The sequence below is a fragment of the Micromonospora sp. NPDC051227 genome (assembly GCF_044455385.1).
Taxonomy (GTDB): domain Bacteria; phylum Actinomycetota; class Actinomycetes; order Mycobacteriales; family Micromonosporaceae; genus Micromonospora.
This window is the reverse complement of the sequence record NZ_JBITET010000014.1, coordinates 128,047-145,986: the sequence shown is the minus strand read 5'-3', so window position 1 is coordinate 145,986 and position 17,940 is coordinate 128,047. Positions and strand designations below refer to the sequence as shown.

General features: G+C 72.1%; 13 protein-coding genes and 1 pseudogene. 5 read left to right on the top strand and 9 right to left on the bottom strand.

What is annotated here, in order from left to right; translation table 11 throughout:
• Window positions 1–76: 76 nt before the first annotated feature.
• From ACIA47_RS27545 to tnpA, 3 genes are all read right to left on the bottom strand, one after another.
• The gene (locus ACIA47_RS27545) at window positions 77–868 is read right to left on the bottom strand and encodes an SDR family oxidoreductase (protein ID WP_396711300.1); all 792 of its coding nucleotides are present in this window, start codon (window positions 866–868) and stop codon (window positions 77–79) included.
• Complete coding sequence (locus ACIA47_RS27540; protein WP_396711314.1) at window positions 865–1,848, bottom strand: LLM class F420-dependent oxidoreductase; 984 nt, start codon at window positions 1,846–1,848, stop codon at window positions 865–867. Before ACIA47_RS27540 ends, ACIA47_RS27545 begins: the two co-directional genes overlap by 4 nt.
• A 192-nt stretch (window positions 1,849–2,040) precedes the next feature.
• Entirely contained in the window at window positions 2,041–2,457 is a 417-nt protein-coding gene (gene tnpA, locus ACIA47_RS27535) for an IS200/IS605 family transposase (protein ID WP_396711299.1), read from the bottom strand.
• A gap of 21 nt (window positions 2,458–2,478) precedes the next feature.
• Here tnpA and ACIA47_RS27530 point away from each other — a divergent pair, with 21 nt between their 5' ends.
• The 3 genes and pseudogenes from ACIA47_RS27530 (at window position 2,479) to ACIA47_RS27520 (ending at window position 5,304) form a co-directional block, all read left to right on the top strand.
• Window positions 2,479–3,681 (top strand): RNA-guided endonuclease InsQ/TnpB family protein, encoded by a 1,203-nt coding sequence (locus ACIA47_RS27530; RefSeq protein ID WP_396711298.1) that lies wholly within the window; start codon window positions 2,479–2,481, stop codon window positions 3,679–3,681.
• A 50-nt stretch (window positions 3,682–3,731) separates the two neighbouring features.
• Window positions 3,732–4,223: pseudogene (locus ACIA47_RS27525) on the top strand (low temperature requirement protein A); the annotation flags it as partial.
• 217 nt (window positions 4,224–4,440) lie between these two features.
• Window positions 4,441–5,304, top strand: a complete 864-nt coding sequence (locus tag ACIA47_RS27520) for a DUF1028 domain-containing protein (protein ID WP_396711297.1) — start codon at window positions 4,441–4,443, stop codon at window positions 5,302–5,304.
• A gap of 58 nt (window positions 5,305–5,362) precedes the next feature.
• On the opposite strand, the gene ACIA47_RS27515 is transcribed toward ACIA47_RS27520, so the two are convergent.
• Both ACIA47_RS27515 and ACIA47_RS27510 read right to left on the bottom strand, forming a co-directional pair.
• The gene (locus tag ACIA47_RS27515; RefSeq protein WP_396711296.1) at window positions 5,363–6,031 is read right to left on the bottom strand and encodes a maleylpyruvate isomerase N-terminal domain-containing protein; all 669 of its coding nucleotides are present in this window, start codon (window positions 6,029–6,031) and stop codon (window positions 5,363–5,365) included.
• Between the two features lie 8 nt (window positions 6,032–6,039).
• Complete coding sequence (locus ACIA47_RS27510; RefSeq protein ID WP_396711295.1) at window positions 6,040–6,927, bottom strand: phosphatase PAP2 family protein; 888 nt, start codon at window positions 6,925–6,927, stop codon at window positions 6,040–6,042.
• Window positions 6,928–7,097: 170 nt separating this feature from the next.
• Here ACIA47_RS27510 and ACIA47_RS27505 point away from each other — a divergent pair, with 170 nt between their 5' ends.
• Complete coding sequence (locus ACIA47_RS27505; RefSeq protein ID WP_396711313.1) at window positions 7,098–7,766, top strand: DUF3159 domain-containing protein; 669 nt, start codon at window positions 7,098–7,100, stop codon at window positions 7,764–7,766.
• 328 nt (window positions 7,767–8,094) lie between these two features.
• Here the strand turns inward: ACIA47_RS27505 and ACIA47_RS27500 are convergent, their stop codons facing one another.
• Window positions 8,095–11,001, bottom strand: coding sequence for a glycoside hydrolase family 48 protein (locus ACIA47_RS27500; protein ID WP_396711294.1), 2,907 nt, complete (start codon window positions 10,999–11,001; stop codon window positions 8,095–8,097).
• Window positions 11,002–11,849: 848 nt separating this feature from the next.
• Here ACIA47_RS27500 and ACIA47_RS27495 point away from each other — a divergent pair.
• Complete coding sequence (locus ACIA47_RS27495) at window positions 11,850–13,193, top strand: GH1 family beta-glucosidase (RefSeq protein WP_396711293.1); 1,344 nt, start codon at window positions 11,850–11,852, stop codon at window positions 13,191–13,193.
• Between the two features lie 79 nt (window positions 13,194–13,272).
• Here ACIA47_RS27495 and ACIA47_RS27490 read toward each other — a convergent pair whose 3' ends face one another.
• From ACIA47_RS27490 to ACIA47_RS27480, 3 genes are all read right to left on the bottom strand, one after another.
• On the bottom strand, window positions 13,273–13,686 hold the full coding sequence (locus ACIA47_RS27490; protein ID WP_196925059.1) for a roadblock/LC7 domain-containing protein: 414 nt from the start codon (window positions 13,684–13,686) through the stop codon (window positions 13,273–13,275).
• A gap of 5 nt (window positions 13,687–13,691) precedes the next feature.
• Window positions 13,692–16,229 (bottom strand): nitrate- and nitrite sensing domain-containing protein, encoded by a 2,538-nt coding sequence (locus ACIA47_RS27485; protein WP_396711292.1) that lies wholly within the window; start codon window positions 16,227–16,229, stop codon window positions 13,692–13,694.
• Between the two features lie 99 nt (window positions 16,230–16,328).
• The gene (locus ACIA47_RS27480) at window positions 16,329–17,741 is read right to left on the bottom strand and encodes an FGGY family carbohydrate kinase (RefSeq protein WP_396711291.1); all 1,413 of its coding nucleotides are present in this window, start codon (window positions 17,739–17,741) and stop codon (window positions 16,329–16,331) included.
• Between the last annotated feature and the right edge of the window lie 199 nt (window positions 17,742–17,940).

Sequence of the window (17,940 nt, the reverse complement as noted above, 5' to 3'; positions counted from 1 at the left end):
GCAAGTCGGCGACCGAAAGTGCAAGATCGCCGAGCTGAATCGCGACGGGCGGACCGCGCGGACCGCGTCGACCGCGTCAGGTCGTCAGGCGGCGGATGAGTTTGCGCATGCCGGCCTGCCAGCCGTCCGGGTCCTCGGCGCGGCGGCGCGCGTAGTCGGCGACCTCGGGGTGCGGCAGGATCAGGAACCGTTCCTCGGCCAGTCCGGCGATGGCCGCGTCGGCGACCTGGTCCGGGGTGAGCACCGCACCGGACGCGGCGACCACCCGGGCACCGAGGTGATTGTCGGCGAGCCCGTCGGCGAGCATCGGGGTGTCCACCCCCTGCGGGCAGAGCGCGCTGACCCGGATGCCCCGGTCCCGGTAGGTGATGGCCAGCCACTCCGCGAACCCCACCGACGCGTGCTTCGTCGCGGTGTACGCGGCGTCGCCCACCGCCGTCAGCACACCGGCCGCGGAGCAGGTGTGCAGCAGGTGCCCGCCGCCCCGGGCGAGCATTCCGGGCAGCACCGCGCGGGCCGAGTAGACGTGGGCCAGCACGTTGACCCGCCAGGAGCGGTCCCAGCCGGCGTCGTCGACCTCCACTCCCCCGCCGGTGGTCACCCCCGCGTTGGCGCAGAACAGGTCGATCCGGCCGTACCGCTGCTCGGTGTCGGCGACCAGCGCGCGGACCTGCTCCTCGTCGGTGACGTCGAGGGCGCGGGCGTGCGCGACCGGGCCGATGCCCTCGGCCACCGCGCGGGCCGCGTCGGCGTCCAGGTCGGCGACCACCACGGCGGCGGCCCCCTCCGCGGCGAACCGGCGCGACAGCGCCGCGCCGATGCCGCCGGCTCCGCCGGTGACCACCACGATCCGGTCGGTGAGGTTCACGCGGACGCCTCCACGGAGTTGGTGCCCAACTGGGCGATGAGGCTGAGCAGCGCGGTCGCGCCGCCGGCGGTGACCTCGGGAGTGGGCAGCAGCGCGACGACCGGCACGTCCACCCCGTTGTCGGCGTAGCGGCGCACCTCGGCGCGGCACCGCTCCGGTGAGCCGTGCAGCACCAGCGCGTCGACCACCTCGTCGGGCACCGCCGCGCTGGCCCCGCGCCGGTCACCGGCGGCCCAGGCCGCCCACATGGGCGCGAGCGCCTCGTCGCGGCCGAGCCAGCGGTGGAACTCGGCGTACGCCGGGACGGTGAGGTAGCTGGTGATGAGCCGACGGCCCAGCGCCCGGGCGTACGCCGCGTCCTCGGTGGGGCAGACGAAGATCCGGGCGGCGACCTCGAAGCCGGTGCGGCGCTCGCCCAGCTCGGCGAAGGCGCGCGGCACGTCGTCGGCGCTGAGCCAGTTGAGGATGACCCCGTCGGCTTCCGCGCCGGCCAGCCGGAGCATCCTCGGGCGCAGCGCGGCGAGCAGAATCGGTGGCGGCACCGCTGGCGGTCGTTCCAGCGTGAACCGGCGGACGGTGAACGTGTCGTAGGCCTCGTCGACGGTCTCGCCGGCCAGCGCGGCGCGCAGGAAACGCAGCACGTCGCGGGTGCGGCGGAACGGCTCATCGAACGGCACCGCGTTCCAGTCCCGTACCAGCACGGGTGAGGACGCGCCGATGCCGAGTGAGAACCGGCCCGGCGCGGCCTCGGCCAGCGCCGCCGCGCTCATCGCCAGCAGCCCAGGGCCCCGGGTGAAGACCGGTGTGATCGCGGTGCCGAGCCGCAGCCCCGGCTGCCAGGCCGCGGCGAGCGCCAGCGGGGTGAACGCGTCGGTCCCGGCGACCTCGGACGACCAGACGTCGGTGAACCCGGCCCGGTCGAGGGCCGCGTAGGCCGCGTCGTGCTGCGCCAGCGCGATTCCGCCCAGCGGCACCGTCATGCCCCATCGATTCGTCACCGGTCGATCGTGCCCGTTGACGCGGGCCCGAGCAAGATCCCCGGGTTGGGCAGAATCGCCGGTTTCCGCCCGTGCGGTCCGGCGGGAAGTGCTACCGAAATGCGGGCTAGTGCACCGCCCTTGAGGGCGGTGGCGAAAGCCCGTGCGGGAGGGCCGTCAAGGCCCGATCGTGCCCTAGGCCGGACGGTTCTGTTGCTCGATGTACTGCTGCAGGACGCTCAGGGGTGCCCCGCCGACGGAGCCGGCGAAGTATGACGCCGACCACAGGCGGTTGGTGCGGTAGTAGTGGCGGCCGAGGTCAGGGAACTCTTGGCGCAGCCGCCGGCTGGACACACCCTTGAGAGAGTTGACCAGCTTCGCCAGGGCGACCTTGGGCGGGAAGTTCACCAGCAGGTGGACGTGGTTGTCCTCGCCGTTGAACTCGGCCAACTCGGTCTCGAAGTCGGCGCACACCGTCCGCATGATGTCCTCCATTCGCTTGAGGTGCTGGTCAGAGAAGACTCGGTGCCGGTACTTGGTCACGAAGACCAAGTGGGCGTGCAACGCGAAAATACAGTGTCTACCAGTGCGGACGTCTCCGAGATCAGCCATGGACCAATGTAGACTCGAAGCGTGCAGCTTCGGTACAACTACCGGCTCTACCCGGATGGCGCCCAGCGTGAGGCGCTGGCGAAGGCGTTCGGGTGCGCGCGGGTGGTGTTCAACGACGGGCTGCGCGTGCGACAGGAAGCACACGAGGCTGGCCTGCCGTATCCGGCAGACGCCGAGCTGTCCAAGCGGGTTACCGTGGCGAAGTTGACGCCGGAGCGGGCGTGGCTGGGCGATGTGTCGTCGGTGGTGCAGCAGCAGGCCCTCGCGGACCTGACCACCGCGTACCGCAACTTTTTCGCCTCGTTGTCGGGCAAGCGTAAGGGTCGCAAGGTCGCCGCTCCCCGGTTCCGGTCCCGTAAGGACAGCCGGCAGGCCGTCCGGTTCACCGCCAACGCCCGGTTCAAGGTCCTCGACAACGGTCGACTGCGGCTGCCGAAGATCGGCGACCTGGAAGTCCGTTGGTCGCGGGAGCTGCCGGCTGCGCCGACGTCGGTGACGGTGCTCCGAGACGCCGCCGGTCGGCACTTCGCCTCGTTCGTGGTGCAGACCGCCGACCAGCCGTTGCCCGAGCTGGACTCGGAGGTCGGCATCGACCTGGGGTTGACGCACTTCGCAGTGATGTCCGACGGGACGAAGGTGAGCGCGCCGAAGTTCCTGCGCCGTGCAGCCCGCAAGCTGCGCCGGTTGCAGCAGGGCTTGTCCCGCAAGCAGCGGGGTAGCAACAACCGCAAGAAGGCCGTCCGGAAGGTCGCCCGCGCGCACGCGAAGGTGGCCGACACCCGGCGGGACTGGCAGCACAAGCTTTCGACGCAGATCATCCGCGACAACCAAGCGGTGTTCGTCGAGGACCTGTGCGTGACCGGTCTCGCCCGGACACGGTTGGCGAAGTCGGTGCACGACGCTGGGTGGTCGCAGTTCGCGGACATGCTGGAGTACAAGGCCGCCCGGCGCGGGCGCACCTTCGCCCGGGTAGATCGGTTCTTTCCGTCGACCCGCATGTGCTCGGACTGCGGCCGGATCAACGACAAGTTGGCGCTCAACGTCCGGACGTGGGGCTGCCCATGCGGCAGCCTGCACGACCGAGACGTGAACGCCGCCAAGAACATCAGGGCCGCCGGACGGGCGGACCTCAACGACCGTGGAGCGCAGGTAAGACCGGCACCCGTGCCGGCACCGCGCGGGGAAGCGGTAACCCGCCGGGAGCTTGCCCCTTCGGGGGTGTAGCAGACCGGAATCTCCGCCCTTCAGGGCGGAGAGGGCGCCAACACTTCGAGGTGGACCGACGGCGCAGGCGCTGGCCGGTGCCCGGCCTGGGCCGGTCGACGATCTCCAAGTGGGAGATCGCCGGGGAGCACCTGGCCGAGCGGTACCAGCAGTTCTTCCTCGTCGCGCTGGGCGAGACGATCCTGGTGGCGGGTTTCGCATACAGCGTGGGCCCGTACGAGTCGGGACACATGTGGGCGTTCGCGCTGGCGCTGGCCACCTCGATCATGCTGTGGCGCATTTACGTGCAACGGGCCGGGCGGATCCTGGGCGAGGCGGTGATGAAGGCCCGCCACCCCGCCACCATCGGCCGGTCGGCGTCCGACACCCACCTGCTGATGGTGATCGGTCTCGCCGCCACAGCGATCGGCTACGAGCTGATCATCGAACATCCGCTGGAGCGGATCCCTGGGCCGTGGCTGGCCATGGTGCTCGGCGGACCGGCGCTGTTCCTGGCGGGCCGGGCCCGCCTGGAATACGAGGTGTTCGGGCGGATCTCCCCGTCCCGGTGGATCGCCCTCGCGGTGCTGGTGGCGTCGTCGGTGCCGCTGCTGTACCTGCCCGGGTTTGCTCGCGACCGCAGTCGGGGCGCTGGTACTGGCCGCGGTCGCGGTGGCCGACGCCCGTCGCGCCCACGGTGCCCCACCGGAGGCCGCCGCGCCACCGTTCTGAGCCTCGCACGTCGATGTCGCCTCGGCGTGGGACGGTTACTCTCGGCCGGTGACCTTCTCGCTCGTCGCCCGCTCCGCCGACGGCCGCCTGCACGGCGTGGCCGTCGCCAGCAAGTTCCTCGCCGCCGGCGCGTTGGTGCCGGCCGCCGCCGCCGAGGTGGGCGCGCTGGCCACCCAGGCGCACGTCAACCTCGCCTACCGCCCGCAGGGCCTCACCCTGCTGCGCACCGGGGTGGCCGCCGCCGACGTGGTGGCCGGGCTGATCGCCGCCGACCCCGACCGGGAGCACCGACAGCTCGGCGTCGTGGGGGCCACCGGCTCGGGCGCCAGCTGGACCGGGCCGGCCTGCCACCCGTGGGCCGGCGGGCGGACCGGCGACGGCTGGGCCGCGCAGGGCAACGTGCTCACCGGCCCGGAGGTCGTCGACGCCCTCGGCGAAGCCTGGCTGGCGGGAACGGCGCTGCCCTTCGCCGAGCGGCTGGTCGCCGCGCTGCGGGCTGGCGACGAAGCCGGCGGCGACCGGCGTGGCCGGCAGAGCGCCGGCCTGCTCGTGGTCGAGCGCGGCGGCGGGTACGGCGGCACCAGCGACGTGGTGGTGGACCTGCGCGTGGACGACCACCCGAACCCGGTCGCCGAGCTGGGTCGCCTGCTCACTGTGCACACCATGCTGTTCGGCCGACCCGACCCGGCCACCCTGCTCGACCTGAGCGGCGCGGTCGCCGCCGAGGTGGCGGCGTTGCTCGGCGCGCTGGGCCATCCGGTGGCGGACGACGGTACGGAGGCGGCGTTGATCTCCTGGGCCGGGTTGGAGAACCTGGAGGAGCGGCTCGTGCCGGGGCGGATCGACCCGGTGGTGCTGACGCACCTGCGCGGTGTCGCCCCGCACGTCCCCGCACCCCGCTCCGCGAGCTGACAGGTCAGCGCCAGCAGCGACCGGCGCCCGAACGGCCGCGGCCCCGCAGGACCCGGGGTCAGCGGCCGAAGGCGAGCCAACGGAAGTTGGCGGCGTCGATCGCGGCCTGTTCCGGGGCGGTCAACGTCGCCCGGCCGGTGGTCTTGCGGATCAGGGTCAGCCGGTCCCAGCTCAACCCGGCCGGTGTCGGTCGCCCACTGGTTAGCAGGTCGGCGATGACCACGGCCGCCGCTGGGGTGAGCCACGGCGGCCGCCCCAGCGCGGAGGCCAGGTCCAGCCCGTGCACACCCACCTCGACGACCCGGGTCCGCAGGAACTCGCTGAGGCGCATCGCGTCGCCGTGCCGGGTTCGCACCACCCGATCGGGCGGCGCGGCGGCGACCGCCGCCTCGGTGGCCCGCCACGCCTGGTCGAACTCGGTCGCCAGCGCCGTCCGGTCCACCCGTGGCGCGTCCCGCTGGCCGCCGGCGATCCGGTCGGCGTCCACCTCCGGGCTGAACTTCGCCGCGTCGAAGTAGCCGGCGGCGTCCACCTCGGCGCGGGGCGGGGCCGGCGCGGCGAGCATGTCGGTCAGCCGGCCGGCCCCGGTGCGGATGTGCCCGATCAGGTCCCGGACCGCCCACGGAGGGCAGTCGGTGGGCCGATCGAGGTCGGCGTCGACCAGCTCGGCCAGGACCCCGGTGAGCTGCGTGCACTCGGCGGAGAACGCCGCGAGGACCGACTCCACCGGCCCGCTCAGCCCTTGACCCTGGGAACCAGCCGGTGCACGACGGTGAGCGCCAACGCCATCACCACCGCCATCGTGCCGGCGATCCCGGCGGCGCTGCCCGCGTACCCGACGAACAGGGGGCGGCGGGCCAGCTCCTCCGGCCCGGTGCCGCGCAGGTCGAGCAGCCAGGACAGGGAGATCCCGCAGACCACCAGGGCGAGCACACCACCGAGCCCGAGCACCAGCGCTGCGACCCGGTGCGCGTCGCCGGGGGCGATCTCGGCCTGCTCCCGCTGGGTGACCAGCAGCAGCAACCCGGCCAACGCCGCCCACACACCCACCACCAGGTACGCGGCGACCGCGTCGCTGGGCCGGTGCCAGCCGGCGGAGAGGGTGGCGACTCCGGCGACGGCGGCGTAGCCGGCACCGATGAAGGCGCCGACGGCCCGCACCTTGCGCGGCAGCACGAGCATCAGCGCGACCGCCACCGAGGCGGCCACCGTGGCGTGTCCGCTCGGGAGGCTGTTGCCCACCGCCGCGCGTTCCGGGTCGACACCGTAGTCGGGCCGGCTCAGCCCGTACTTGAGCAGCTGGGTGGTGACGTTCGCGCCGGCGATCAGCAGGGTCGCCGTGATCGCCAGGGCGATCCGCCCCCGGATCAGCGCGATGAACCCGATCATCGCGGTGGCGGCCAGCAGCGAGACCACCGACATCGCGTTGAGGATCCGGTCGACCGGACCGTCGATGGTGTCCTGCCCGATCCGGTTGCCGGTGAGGGCGACAGTGTCCACCCACTGACCGATCTCAAGGTGCACGGCCACCCGCCACACGGCGAGGAAGGCGGCCGCCTGGACGAGGGCCAGTACGACCAACCAGACCGCGGTCCAACCCCGTGCCGTCGCGCGCATCCGCACACCGTAGCGGCAGGTGTCGGCGGTCCGACCGGTGGCCCGCCGCCAATCGCCGGTTAGGTTGTGCCGGAGGCGAGGAGGCGGTGGTGAGCGGAACACCGGAGCGCGACAGCGGCCCGGCCGAACCCGGCCCGGAGCAGCGTGAAGGCGACAACCCGGGGTCGGGAGGGCCGGTGCGGGCCGGCGCCGACACCGGGTCGGGTGGGCCGGTGCCGGCCGAGTCGCTGGCGGATCTGCTGGGCGGGCGACGCGGTGCCATCGACGCCACACTGCCGCCGCTGGCGTTCGCGGCGGGCTGGCTGCTGGGCGGCGAGTCGCTGTGGGGCGGGGTCGGCGCGGCGGTGGCCGTGGGCGCGGCGGTGGCCGGCGTACGGCTGCGTCGGGGTGACCGGCCGCGCTCGGTGCTGATCGGGCTGCTGGCCGTCTGCGTCGCGGCGTTGATCGCGGTGCGCACCGGCCGGGCCGAGAACTTCTTTCTGATCCAGGTGCTGTCGAACGCCGCGAGCGCTCTGGCGTGGACGGTCAGCATCGTGGTGCGGTGGCCACTGCTCGGTGTGCTGGTCGGCGCGGTGCTGGGCCAGCGGGCCGGGTGGCGGCGCGACCCGGCGCTGCTGCGCGGGTACGGCCGGGCCAGTTGGGTGTGGACGGCGACCTACCTGCTGCGGCTCGCCGTGTTCGTGCCGCTCTACCTGGGTGGGCAGGTGCTCGCGCTGGTGGTGGCCCGGGTGGCGCTGACCTGGCCACTGGTCGCCGCGGCGCTGGCGCTGAGCTGGGTGGTGCTGCGGCGCTCGCTGCCGGCCGGGCATCCGGGGCTGCGTCACCCGGTCGCGCCGTCGGGCTGACCCGGCCGGCCGCGGGGCGGACAAGGGGCCGGGGTGTGGGCAAAAAAGTGGAGAGGCCGCCACGGGGGGAGCGGCCTCTCCGGTGACGTACGTTACTCCGTCACGGACCTCGGTGTGATCCCGCGAGGGCCCGAATTTCTGGGCTTTTTCGCGGCTGGCTCCAGTCCGGGCGGTGGGGTGGGCCGGCCGATCCGCTGCGTCGGCCAGATGGCCGGCCCACCCCGGCCTGACCGTGGGTGTCAGGCCGTCCGCCAGCCCCGGTCCGTCGTTCCCCGGACCCGGGCCGGACCCCGGGGTGGGCGGTCCACGCCACCCACCCCGGGTCGTCTCAGCCGTTCGGGAACATGCTGCCGTAGTCGGCGTACGCCATGGCTACGTCAGCCTGCGCCCAGAACCGGTGGTAGTTGAAGCTCGGCTCCGGACCACCGTCCAGGTACGCCTGCACCTTGGGCCAGTCCGGGTCGTTCTTGTAGAAGGATCGGATGTCGAGGAAGCTCTTGCCGGCGGCGATGGCGTCGCCGTTCGGCATCTTCCCGGTCCAACCCGACGGGACGTAGAGGCCCTGCCCGGTGGACGCGTTGTAGACGTCGTCGAAGCGCCGATAGTCGCCACGCTTCTCGGTAGTGGAGACACCCTTGGCGTCGCTGGCGGCCGACAGCGCGTCGAGCAGCCCCTTGGCGGTGTCCTTCGCCGCCACGTTGCCCGACTTGGCCGCGTACGCGATCAGGATCCGGGCGTAGGCGGCGGTGACGCCGACGTCCTGACCCTTGCTGATGACCTCGACGTGCAGGCCGGTGTTGGGCTGCGGGTTGGACGGGTTCCAGGTGGTCGGCTGACCGGTCCACGCCATGTCCGACGGGATCGACCAGTTGGTGCCGAGGGTGGTGTTGGCGATCGCCCAGGGCACCCACTTGTCCAGCAGCGCCTTGGCCTTCGCGTTGCCGGTTTGCTGGTACAGCTCGGCGATGCGCTGCATCGACCAGGCCTGCATACCGAACCACTGGTTCGACGGCGGGTCGTTGTAGACCGGGTCGACGTCGTAGAACATGCCGTAGAAGGTGCTGGTGCCGGCCGGCGGCTGGGCGTAGCTACCGTCCCAGCTGTTGGTGGCGCCACCGGCGATGCCGCCCTCGGCGGACTGCAACCAGGTGTAGAACTCCAGCTGCCGCTCGAAGCTCTTGGTCCAGTCGGCGACCGCGGTCGACGACTGCGGCTTGAGCTCCGGGGTGTTGGTCAGCGCCCAGGCCGCGAACGGGTTCTGGTAGCCGAAGTGGTTGTGGCTGGAGCCGATCCGCCAGGACCAGTTCTGGCTGGTGTCGTACGCGCCGCCCCAGGCGTAGTACCAGGACAGCAGGTAGTGCGCCGAGTCCTTGCCGCTGCCGGCGGGGCAGGTGCTGGCCCCGACGCAGTTGCCGATCTTCTTGAAGTACTTGTCGAACATCGCGTATCGCAGGTAGTCGCCCATCTTGGCGGCCTTGGCGATGGTGGCCGCGACGTCGGCCTGCTTGTTCTGCGCCTTGGACCAGGTCAGCGCCCAGTACGCGGCCTGCACGGCGCGCGCGTCGGCGTCCGGGGCGTTGGTGTACTTCCACTGCTTGGCGGGGGCGCCGGTGTCCTTGACGAACAGGTCGAGGTAGCCGTACTGACCGCCGTGCTTGAAGGTGTCGCAGGAGGGCTGCGGAACGGTCTCCCACACCGACTCCTGGGTGCCCCGCTGGAAGGTGTTGATGTAGGCCGGCTTGGTGGTGCCGTCACCGCAGCGGCCGAAGCCGTAGGTGTTGTCGACGTCCATCAGCCAGTGCATGCCGTAGATGTCGCCGGTGCCGTAGGTGGACTGCAACTCCGAGCGGAGCGGGTCCTGACCGACCGGGACGTTCGGGTTCAGCGCCGATGGGTACTGGCTGGGCAGGTTGTACTCCGCGGCGTACTGCGGGGTGCCTGCGGAGCCGGCGGTCGGCTGGTCGGCGTGCGTGGGGATGATGTACTTCTCCATCACCGTCCAGGCGTTGTTGAACGGAGCCCAGTTCTGGGTGACCTTGCCGTAGTAGGCCTCCAGCCAGAGCCAGAAGCTGAACGCCTCCGAGGTGGTCTCGTGGCCGTGGTCGGGTGCCTCGACGATCAGCGTCTCCACCGAGTGGTACGGCACGCCCTCGGGGCTGAAGTAGCCCGAGTTCTTGATCTTGCCGTACTGCTCGAGGAACTTCGCGGTGTAGGCGTTGTCGCCGCCGGGGGTGTCGTTGTCGATCTCGGTGGCGCTGACCGCCAGCGAAGCGAGACCGGTGGCGGAGGCGGTGATGGTGGCGGCGCCGCCGACGGTGTCGGTATCCTCCGCCGCGGCGACCGTGACGGTGACCCCGGTGTTCCAGTTGCTCGGGGTCAGCGTGGCGGTGGCCGGCGAGACCGTGACGTCGGTGTCACCGGTGCGGGTGAGGGTGACCGGCACGTTGGCCGTCGGGGCGGCGCTGAGCTTCAGGTTGAAGGTGGCGCTGCCACCCTCGGTGACGCTCACCGCGGACGGGGTGGCGACCAGTGTCGGGCCGTTGGCGGCCCCGACGGTGAACGCCTTCTCGTCGACCCCGATGCCGTTGGCGTTGTCGTACGCCTTGGCCTGGACGGTGTAGCTGCCGGCCGGCAGGTCCTCCTGGGTGTACGCGTACGGGGCGGAGGTGTCGGTGTTGATCAGCAGGCCGTTGCGGTAGAACTCGACCTTGCTGATCGTCCCGTCCGGGTCGCTGGCGGTGGCCGTCAGCGGCACGTCGGCCGGTGCGGTGAACGGCCCGGCCGGCACGCCGAGGGAGACCGTCGGCGGCTGGTTGGCCGGGGTGCCGTTGCAGGGAGTGCCGTTGACAGTGAACGAGGTGGGCTTCGGGTTGCTGCCCGAGTGGGCGCCGTTGAAGCCGATGGTGGTGGAGGCGCCGGTGGCAAGGTTGCCGTTGTACGACTCGTTGGTCGCGGTGACCTCGCTGCCGGTCTGGCTGAACTTGGCCGACCAGCCCTGGGTGACCCGCTGACCGCTGGTCGGGAAGGTCCACTTGAGCGTCCAGTTGCTCACCGGGTCACCCAGGTTCTTGATGGTGACGTTCGCGGTGAAGCCGGTGTTCCAGTCGTTGGTCGCGTAGACCACGTCGCAGGCGGGCGCGGCCTGTGCGGCGCCGGCAGGCAGGGTCACCCCGCCGATGGCGAGCAGCGCGGCGGCGGCGAGCGCCACGCGCCGGCGTATTGCCAGTTGTCTCATGTGCGCGGTGTCTCCTCGGACCAGGCCGGGATGGTCCCCGGCGAGGCGCCTGCCCGCGAGGGTGGTGGTGGTCCGCGGGGATGTCGAGGCGCCGGGAAGGTGGTCTTCCCCGGGCCCGGCCGGGGGTAGGGCGTGCGGCCCGCACGGGAGGGGGTCCCGCCGGCTGCGCTCGGGTGACCGTGACCGGAGCTGGTGCTGCCGGTTGCCCTCGGTGGACCCGCACTACGCGATGTGGCTCCTGTCGCGTCGAATCGACAGTGTGCCATGGAAGCGCTCCCACAACAAGCGCACGGGGCGCTGGATCAGCTCCTTGTTTCGATCTCGTTTTGGGTCTTTCACAAAGGCGTGACGGGCGTTACAGTCGCAACATCGGTCGATGGGAGCGCTTCCATCGACAAGGTTCCAACAAGAAGATCGCTGGGGTCGTTCCTGACGAACCCAGGGAACCAGACCGAGGGCCGACGACGGGCCAGCCCGGACGCCGTCGTCAGCCATCGTCCCGCCACAGGGAGGGAGGTGGAACCAGAGCCACTCGCGTGGCCCGGCTCCCGCGCGACACGCACGGCAGGACCCAAATTCCGCCCGTGTGTGTGCAGTTACGGTGGGGACGGGGGTTGCCCTCCCCCGTCCCCACACTAAACCCCCGTACACGATAGGAAAAGAGGCCGACGGGACAGGCGCGCCGCGCCGCCCGGACGGCCTCGTTCGCTGCCCGGGGCCGCACACCCGCCTCCCACCCGCCAGCGTCGGCCGTCCTGACGAACGGCTGACCGGCCGGCAGCGTCTGCCCTATCATGGGAGCGCTCCCGAATCTTTCGGCGGTGGCCCCGTATCCATGAGGAGAATCCATGTCGATACCTATCGGGCCCGCCGGCCCGCTGCGCTTCCCGGACAACTTCGGCTGGGGCGCGGCCACCTCCGCCTACCAGATCGAGGGCGCCACCAAGGAGGACGGGCGCGGCGAGTCGGTCTGGGACACCTTCAGCCGCGTCCCAGGGCGCACCCGCAACGGCGACACCGGCGACGTGGCCATCGACCACTACCACCGCTACGCCGAGGACCTCGACCTCATGCGCGACCTCGGGTTGCGCAGCTACCGCTTCTCCATCTCCTGGCCCCGGATCCAGCCCGACGGCACCGGCACGCCCAACCAACGCGGCCTCGACTTCTACCGCCGCCTCCTCGACGGCCTGCACGAGCGCGGAATCACCCCGATGGCCACCCTGTTCCACTGGGATCTCCCGCAGGCGCTCCAGGACGCCGGCGGCTGGGAGTCACGCGACACCGCCCACCGCTTCGCCGACTACGCCGACGTGGTCTTCCGCGCCCTCGGCGACCGGGTGCCGGCCTGGCTCACCATCAACGAACCCAAGACCGTGGTCCAGAACGGCTACCTCACCGGCCACCACGCTCCCGGGCGGCAGGACCCGGACGCCGCCTATCTGGTCGCCCACCACCTGCAACTCGCCCACGGGTTCGCCGTCGCCGCGCTGCGGGCCACCGGCAGCGACAGCCGCATCGGCCCCGCGCTCAACCTGCACCCCTGCTACCCCGCCGACGACTCCCCGCAGGCTGCCGCGGCCGCCCACCTCTACGACGCCTACGAGAACCGCCTCTACCTCGACTCTCTGCTCAAGGGCAGCTACCCGGAGGACCTGCTGGCCGACCTGGGCCCGCAGAGCCGAATGGTCCAGGGCATCCGCGACGGCGACCTGAAGACCATCTCGGCGCCGGTCGACCTGCTGGCCGTGCAGTACTACACCCCGATCTACGTCACCGGCGACGGCGGCACCGCGCACCGCTGGGCGACCTCCGAGGCCGAATGGCAGCAGATCTACCCCGAGGGGATGTACGACCTGCTGACCCGGATCACCCGCGAATACGGGCCGATCCCGCTCACCATCACCGAGAACGGGCTGCCCACACCGGACACCCTGGGCGCGGACGACACCGTCCAGGACGCCGGGCGGATCAGCTTCCTGCGCGACCACCTCAGCGCCGCGCACCGGGCCATCGCCGACGGAGTGCCGCTGGAGAGCTTCCACGTCTGGTCACTGTTGGACAACTTCGAGTGGGACCAGGGCTACGACCAGCGCTGGGGCCTGGTCTACGTCGACTACGCCACCCAGCGTCGGGTGCTCAAGAACTCCGCCACCTGGTACCGCTCCGTCATCGCCGACGGCGGCTTCTGACCGCGCCGCCACCCGGACGGCCGGGCCCGGACGGCTCGGCTCGGGTGAGCCGTGACCGTCCGGGCCCCGGCCGGCTCACTCAGCGGGGCAGCGCCTGCTGCAACTCCGCCCGCAGGGCCGGGGTGAGCATCTCCCCCGCCTGCTTGGCCAGCCGGGCCATCTCGTAGCCCACCACGCCGATGTCCGCGTCACCGGCGGCCAGCGTGGCCAGAATCGAACCGTCGCGGATCTGCATCACCAGGAAGTAGCCACGGCCCATCTCGACCACCGTCTGCTTGACGACATCGCCGTCGAACATCGAGGCCGCGCCCGCGGTGATACTCATCAGCCCGGAAGTCACCGCGGCGAGCTTGTCCGCGTTGTCACGCGGCAGGTGATCGGAGATCGCCACCAGCAGCCCGTCAGAGGAGACCACCACCGCGTGCGCCACACCCGGCACCCGCTCCGCGAACGCGCTCACCAGCCAGCTCAGGTCACGCGCCTCCTGGCTCAACGTCGTCACTGTCGTCGTCCCCCTTCGTCGTGCCCCCCGGACGGTGGCACGGGTATCTCGGTGGTGTCCTCAGCCTCGGCGCGCCGTACTCCGCTGTAGAGCCGCGAGAGCATGCCGCCGACCGCCTCCGGGTCCGGGTCGGTGCGGGTCGGTGCCGTCATCGGTTGTGCCGAACGGGTGACAGCGCTCAACTGCGCCATGGGCACCCGCACCGGCAATCCCCGCTCATTGGTGCCGGCGGTCACCGGGATCGTCGGTGGCGCCGCCGCAGCGGGCACCACCGGCGCGGTCGGGCCCTGCCGCGAATACCAGCCGCCGCCGGCACCGCGATCAGCGGCGGGGGTCAACACGTCCTCGGCGCGTACCGGCACCGGGCGGCCCTGACGCGGCACGCCGACGCCCGGCGGGCGGCCGGCCACCGGCAGGTCCCGCACCGCGCCGTTCAGCATCGGAGCAGCGGCCTGCCGAGCTGCCCCGGACTGCGGAACCAGCCCTCGCGCCGCGCTCGCCGCCAGCATCCGCGCCGACGGGGGCGCGTCCAGCTCCACACTGCCCGCCGGCGCCAGCAACACCGCGGGCAGGGCGAGCCGGGCGACCAGGCCGTCCTCGCCGCCCTCCAACCGCACGCGGACGCCCAACCGGGCCGCGAGGTGACTGACCACGAAGAGCCCCATCCGCTCCACCGCCGCGACGTCCGCGGCCGGAGGGCTGGCCAGCACCTCGTTCGCCTGCACCAACGCGGTCGGGCTCATACCCAGACCCCGGTCGACGATCTCGATCAGCGCACCCCCCGCCTCGACCCGGGCGGTCACCACCACGACGGTGTCCGGGCGGGAGAAGGCCGTGGCGTTCTCCAGCAGCTCGGCCAGCAGGTGCACCAACTCGCCGACGGCGTGCCCCACCACGTGCACGTCGGCCACCGACTCGATCCGGACCCGCTGGTACTGCTCGATCTCCGCGGCGGCGGCCAGCAGCACCGCACCGAGCCCGACCGGCCGGTTCCACCGGCGGGTGGAGTCGGTGCCGGCGAGCACCAGCAGGCTCTCGTCGTTACGGCGCATCCGGGCGGCCAGGTGATCGAGCTTGAACAGGTTCTCCAGCTGGTCCGGGTCGCTCTCCTCGCGCTCCAGGTCGTCCAGCAGCTCCAGCTGACGCTCCACCAGCACCTGGCTACGGCGGGCCAGGTTGACGAACATCGCGTTGACGTTGCGCCGCATCAGCGCCTGCTCGACGGCGACCGTGACCGCGCTGCGGTGCACCGCCACGAACGCCTCGGCCAGTTCGCCGATCTCGTCGAGCGAACGGACCACCGCCGGCGCGACATCGATGCGCGGTACCCCGCCGGTGACGGTCTTCAGTCGGTCCAGGGCGTCCGGCAACTCGACCTGGGCGATCCGCAGGGCCTGGCTACGCAGCATCCGCATCGACCGGGCGACCGACCGCCCGATGAGCAACGAGATCAGCAGGGCGGCCAGCAGGACCGTGACCACCCCGCCGACGACCAGCAGGGTCGTCCGGAGCTGATCGTCGCTGGCCTCCTCGGCCTGCCGTACGGCGTCGTCGAGCACACCCGCCTCAAGCTGACGCAGCAGCTCCTGGCGTTGCTGGCTGGCCGACCACCACTGCTCCGACGGCAGCACCTGCGGCGAGGCGCCGCCGGAGGACAGGCTGCGCTCCTCCAACCCGGTGGCGACCAGGAAATTCGGCGACACCGAGGTCTCGTCGTAGCGGCGAATCTGCGCACTGGTCGCGGCCACCCGGAACGCGCCGAGCGCGGTGAGTTGCTGACCGCGCAGGTCGGCGAGGACCACCCGGTCCTCGGTGCCGTACACACCGGCGCGGGCGGCGGCGTAGAGCTGGGCCCGCACCCGGGAGGAGAGCTCCTTGACCCGGGCCAACTGGACGTAGCGCAGCACCGCGTCGTTCAACGCCGGCTGGTTCTGCCCTGGCGTCGGTTCGGCGAGCAGGTCGAGCAACGCCCCGACGGCCCGGTGGTAGTTGCTCAGGATGGTCTCGCTGCTGAGCACCGCCGGCGGAATAGCCGAGCGGATGTCGACCACCTGGTCGTACGCCTCCAGCGCCTCGGAGAAGGCCACCCGCCAGGACGCGTCCGCGTCCGCCAACGGCTCGGCGGCCCGGCTGAGGTCCACGATGGCCTTGTCGGTGGCCGCCTGCAACGGCTTCAGGTCGTTCGCGGCGGCCTGCCGGTCACCACCCTTACGCAGCTCACCCAACTCCCCCGCCGAACGGTCCCGCTCCTGCTGGAGCTGGTGCACCGCCGCGGTGATCTGCCGGCCGATACCGACCTGACTGGAGAAGTCGTTCAACGCCGTCGTCCGCCCCACCAGGGTGCTGGTCTGCACCCCGGCGAGCAGGAGGAACGCCATCGACGGCACCAGCAGCACGGTGGCGAGCTTCGTGCTCATCCGCCAGTCGCGCAGCCGGAACGGCGATCGCCGTCGATGCGGAACGACTCGGACATCGAAGCGGCGTCGGCGATGGTTCGACACCGCGCCGTTCGCCGGGTCGGGACCTGCCGCCACCCTGCCTCCTCCGTCCTACCGCGTCCACCGCGGTCGGGGGAGCGCAGTCCATCCAACCAGGCTCGGTACCGCTGTCAACGGCCCGGGCGAGGCCGAGGTTCAGGAAGGATACTGCGGGTGGGAACGTCCTGCCGTGGTCGGTAAAACCAGCTCGTCCGTCCGGCCGATGTCGGCGAGCTCGATCGCGTCACCGAAGCGCCCGAGCGCCACCAACGCGGCACCGGTGGCGCCGATCTCCGGGTTGCGTTGATGCGACACCGGTCGCGGTGCGAGCGCTGTCGCGAAGGCCTGCCGCCACCACACCGAGGCGGCCACCGCACCGCCGCCCAGCACCACGCCGACCGGCTTGTCGATGGTGGACTCCAGCACCCCGAGATCCTCGGCGACCAGCTCACACAACCCCTGCATCAGCCCGGCCAGGATGTCGACCGAGGTGGTGCTGAAGCTCAGACCGCGCAGCTCACCGCTGCCGGCCGGCGCCAGCCCGGGCGCCCGGTCGCCACCGAAGCGGGGATCCGCCGGCCGGCCACCGCCCGTCGGCACCAGCGCCAGCGCCGCGTCCAGCTCGGCGCCCCGGGGCAACCGCAGCTCCCGGTCCGCCCAGGCGAAGAGGTTGCCGCCGTTGGCGTACGCGGCCCCGGTCACCACGTGGTCGTGGTCGACCCGGTACCGCCACAACCGTTCGGGCAGGCGCGGCATCGGTTCGCCGGCCGGGATCCGCTGCATCAACCGTACGGCCGCGGAGGTGCCCACGGTGACCGCGGCCCGGCTCGGGTCGACGCAGCCCGAGCCGACGTTCGACGCCCCACCGTCGCCCACCGGCGGCGACCAGCGGGCCTGCGCCAACTGCGGCCACCGACGGGCCAGGTCGACCCGGAGCCGGCCGTGCCAGTCCAGCTCGCCCAGCGGCGGCAGCTCCGCCGGCCGCGCCTCGGCCAGCGTCAGCGCCTCCTCGTCCCAGCGCAGGGTGCGCAGGTCCAGCAGACCGGTCCCGGAGGCCTGGGAGATCGACATGGGCGCCGAGTCGAGCAGCTCGCCCAGCACGTACTCGGGCAGACCCACGAACCGGGCGATCGGGGTGCCGGACTGCTCACGCAACCAGGGCAACCGCATCGACCAGTACGAACGGTGCCACCAGCAGCCGGTGCGCTGGTGGAAGCCGTCCGGGTCCGCCGGCCCGGCGGTGCGTCCGACCGGGGCGGGCCGGGTGTCCAGCCAGGTGACCACCGGACCCAACGGGGCGCCGTCACGGTCCAGCGGGAGCACCGAGTGCCACTGGGCGGAGACCGCCACCAGGCCGACGTCGTGCAGGCGCCCCGAGTCGGCCAGCTCGTCCAGGCACTCGACCAGGCTCGCCAGATAGTCCCGACCGGACAGCGTGCCGGTGCCGTCGTCGCCGATGGCGAGGTCGACCTTGCGGCGGGCCAGAGCGCCGGGCAGCGGCTGGGTGTCCGCGTCCAGCACCAGCCCGCGTACCGAGGAGGTGCCCAGGTCGAGCGCGAGAATGTTCATCGCCGGTCAAGTTACCCCGTGCCAGCCGGGCGACGGGCGCGTAGGGTGGATCACATGCTCGCGCAGTTGACCAGTTGGTGGCCCGCCGACCCGGCGGCCATCTCCCGCGCGTAGCTCCATCCACGCGGCCGCCATCGAGGCGGCCGCCGGATCTCCCGGCCGAGGGCCGCCCGACGGCGGCACCCAGCCCGACGGAGAC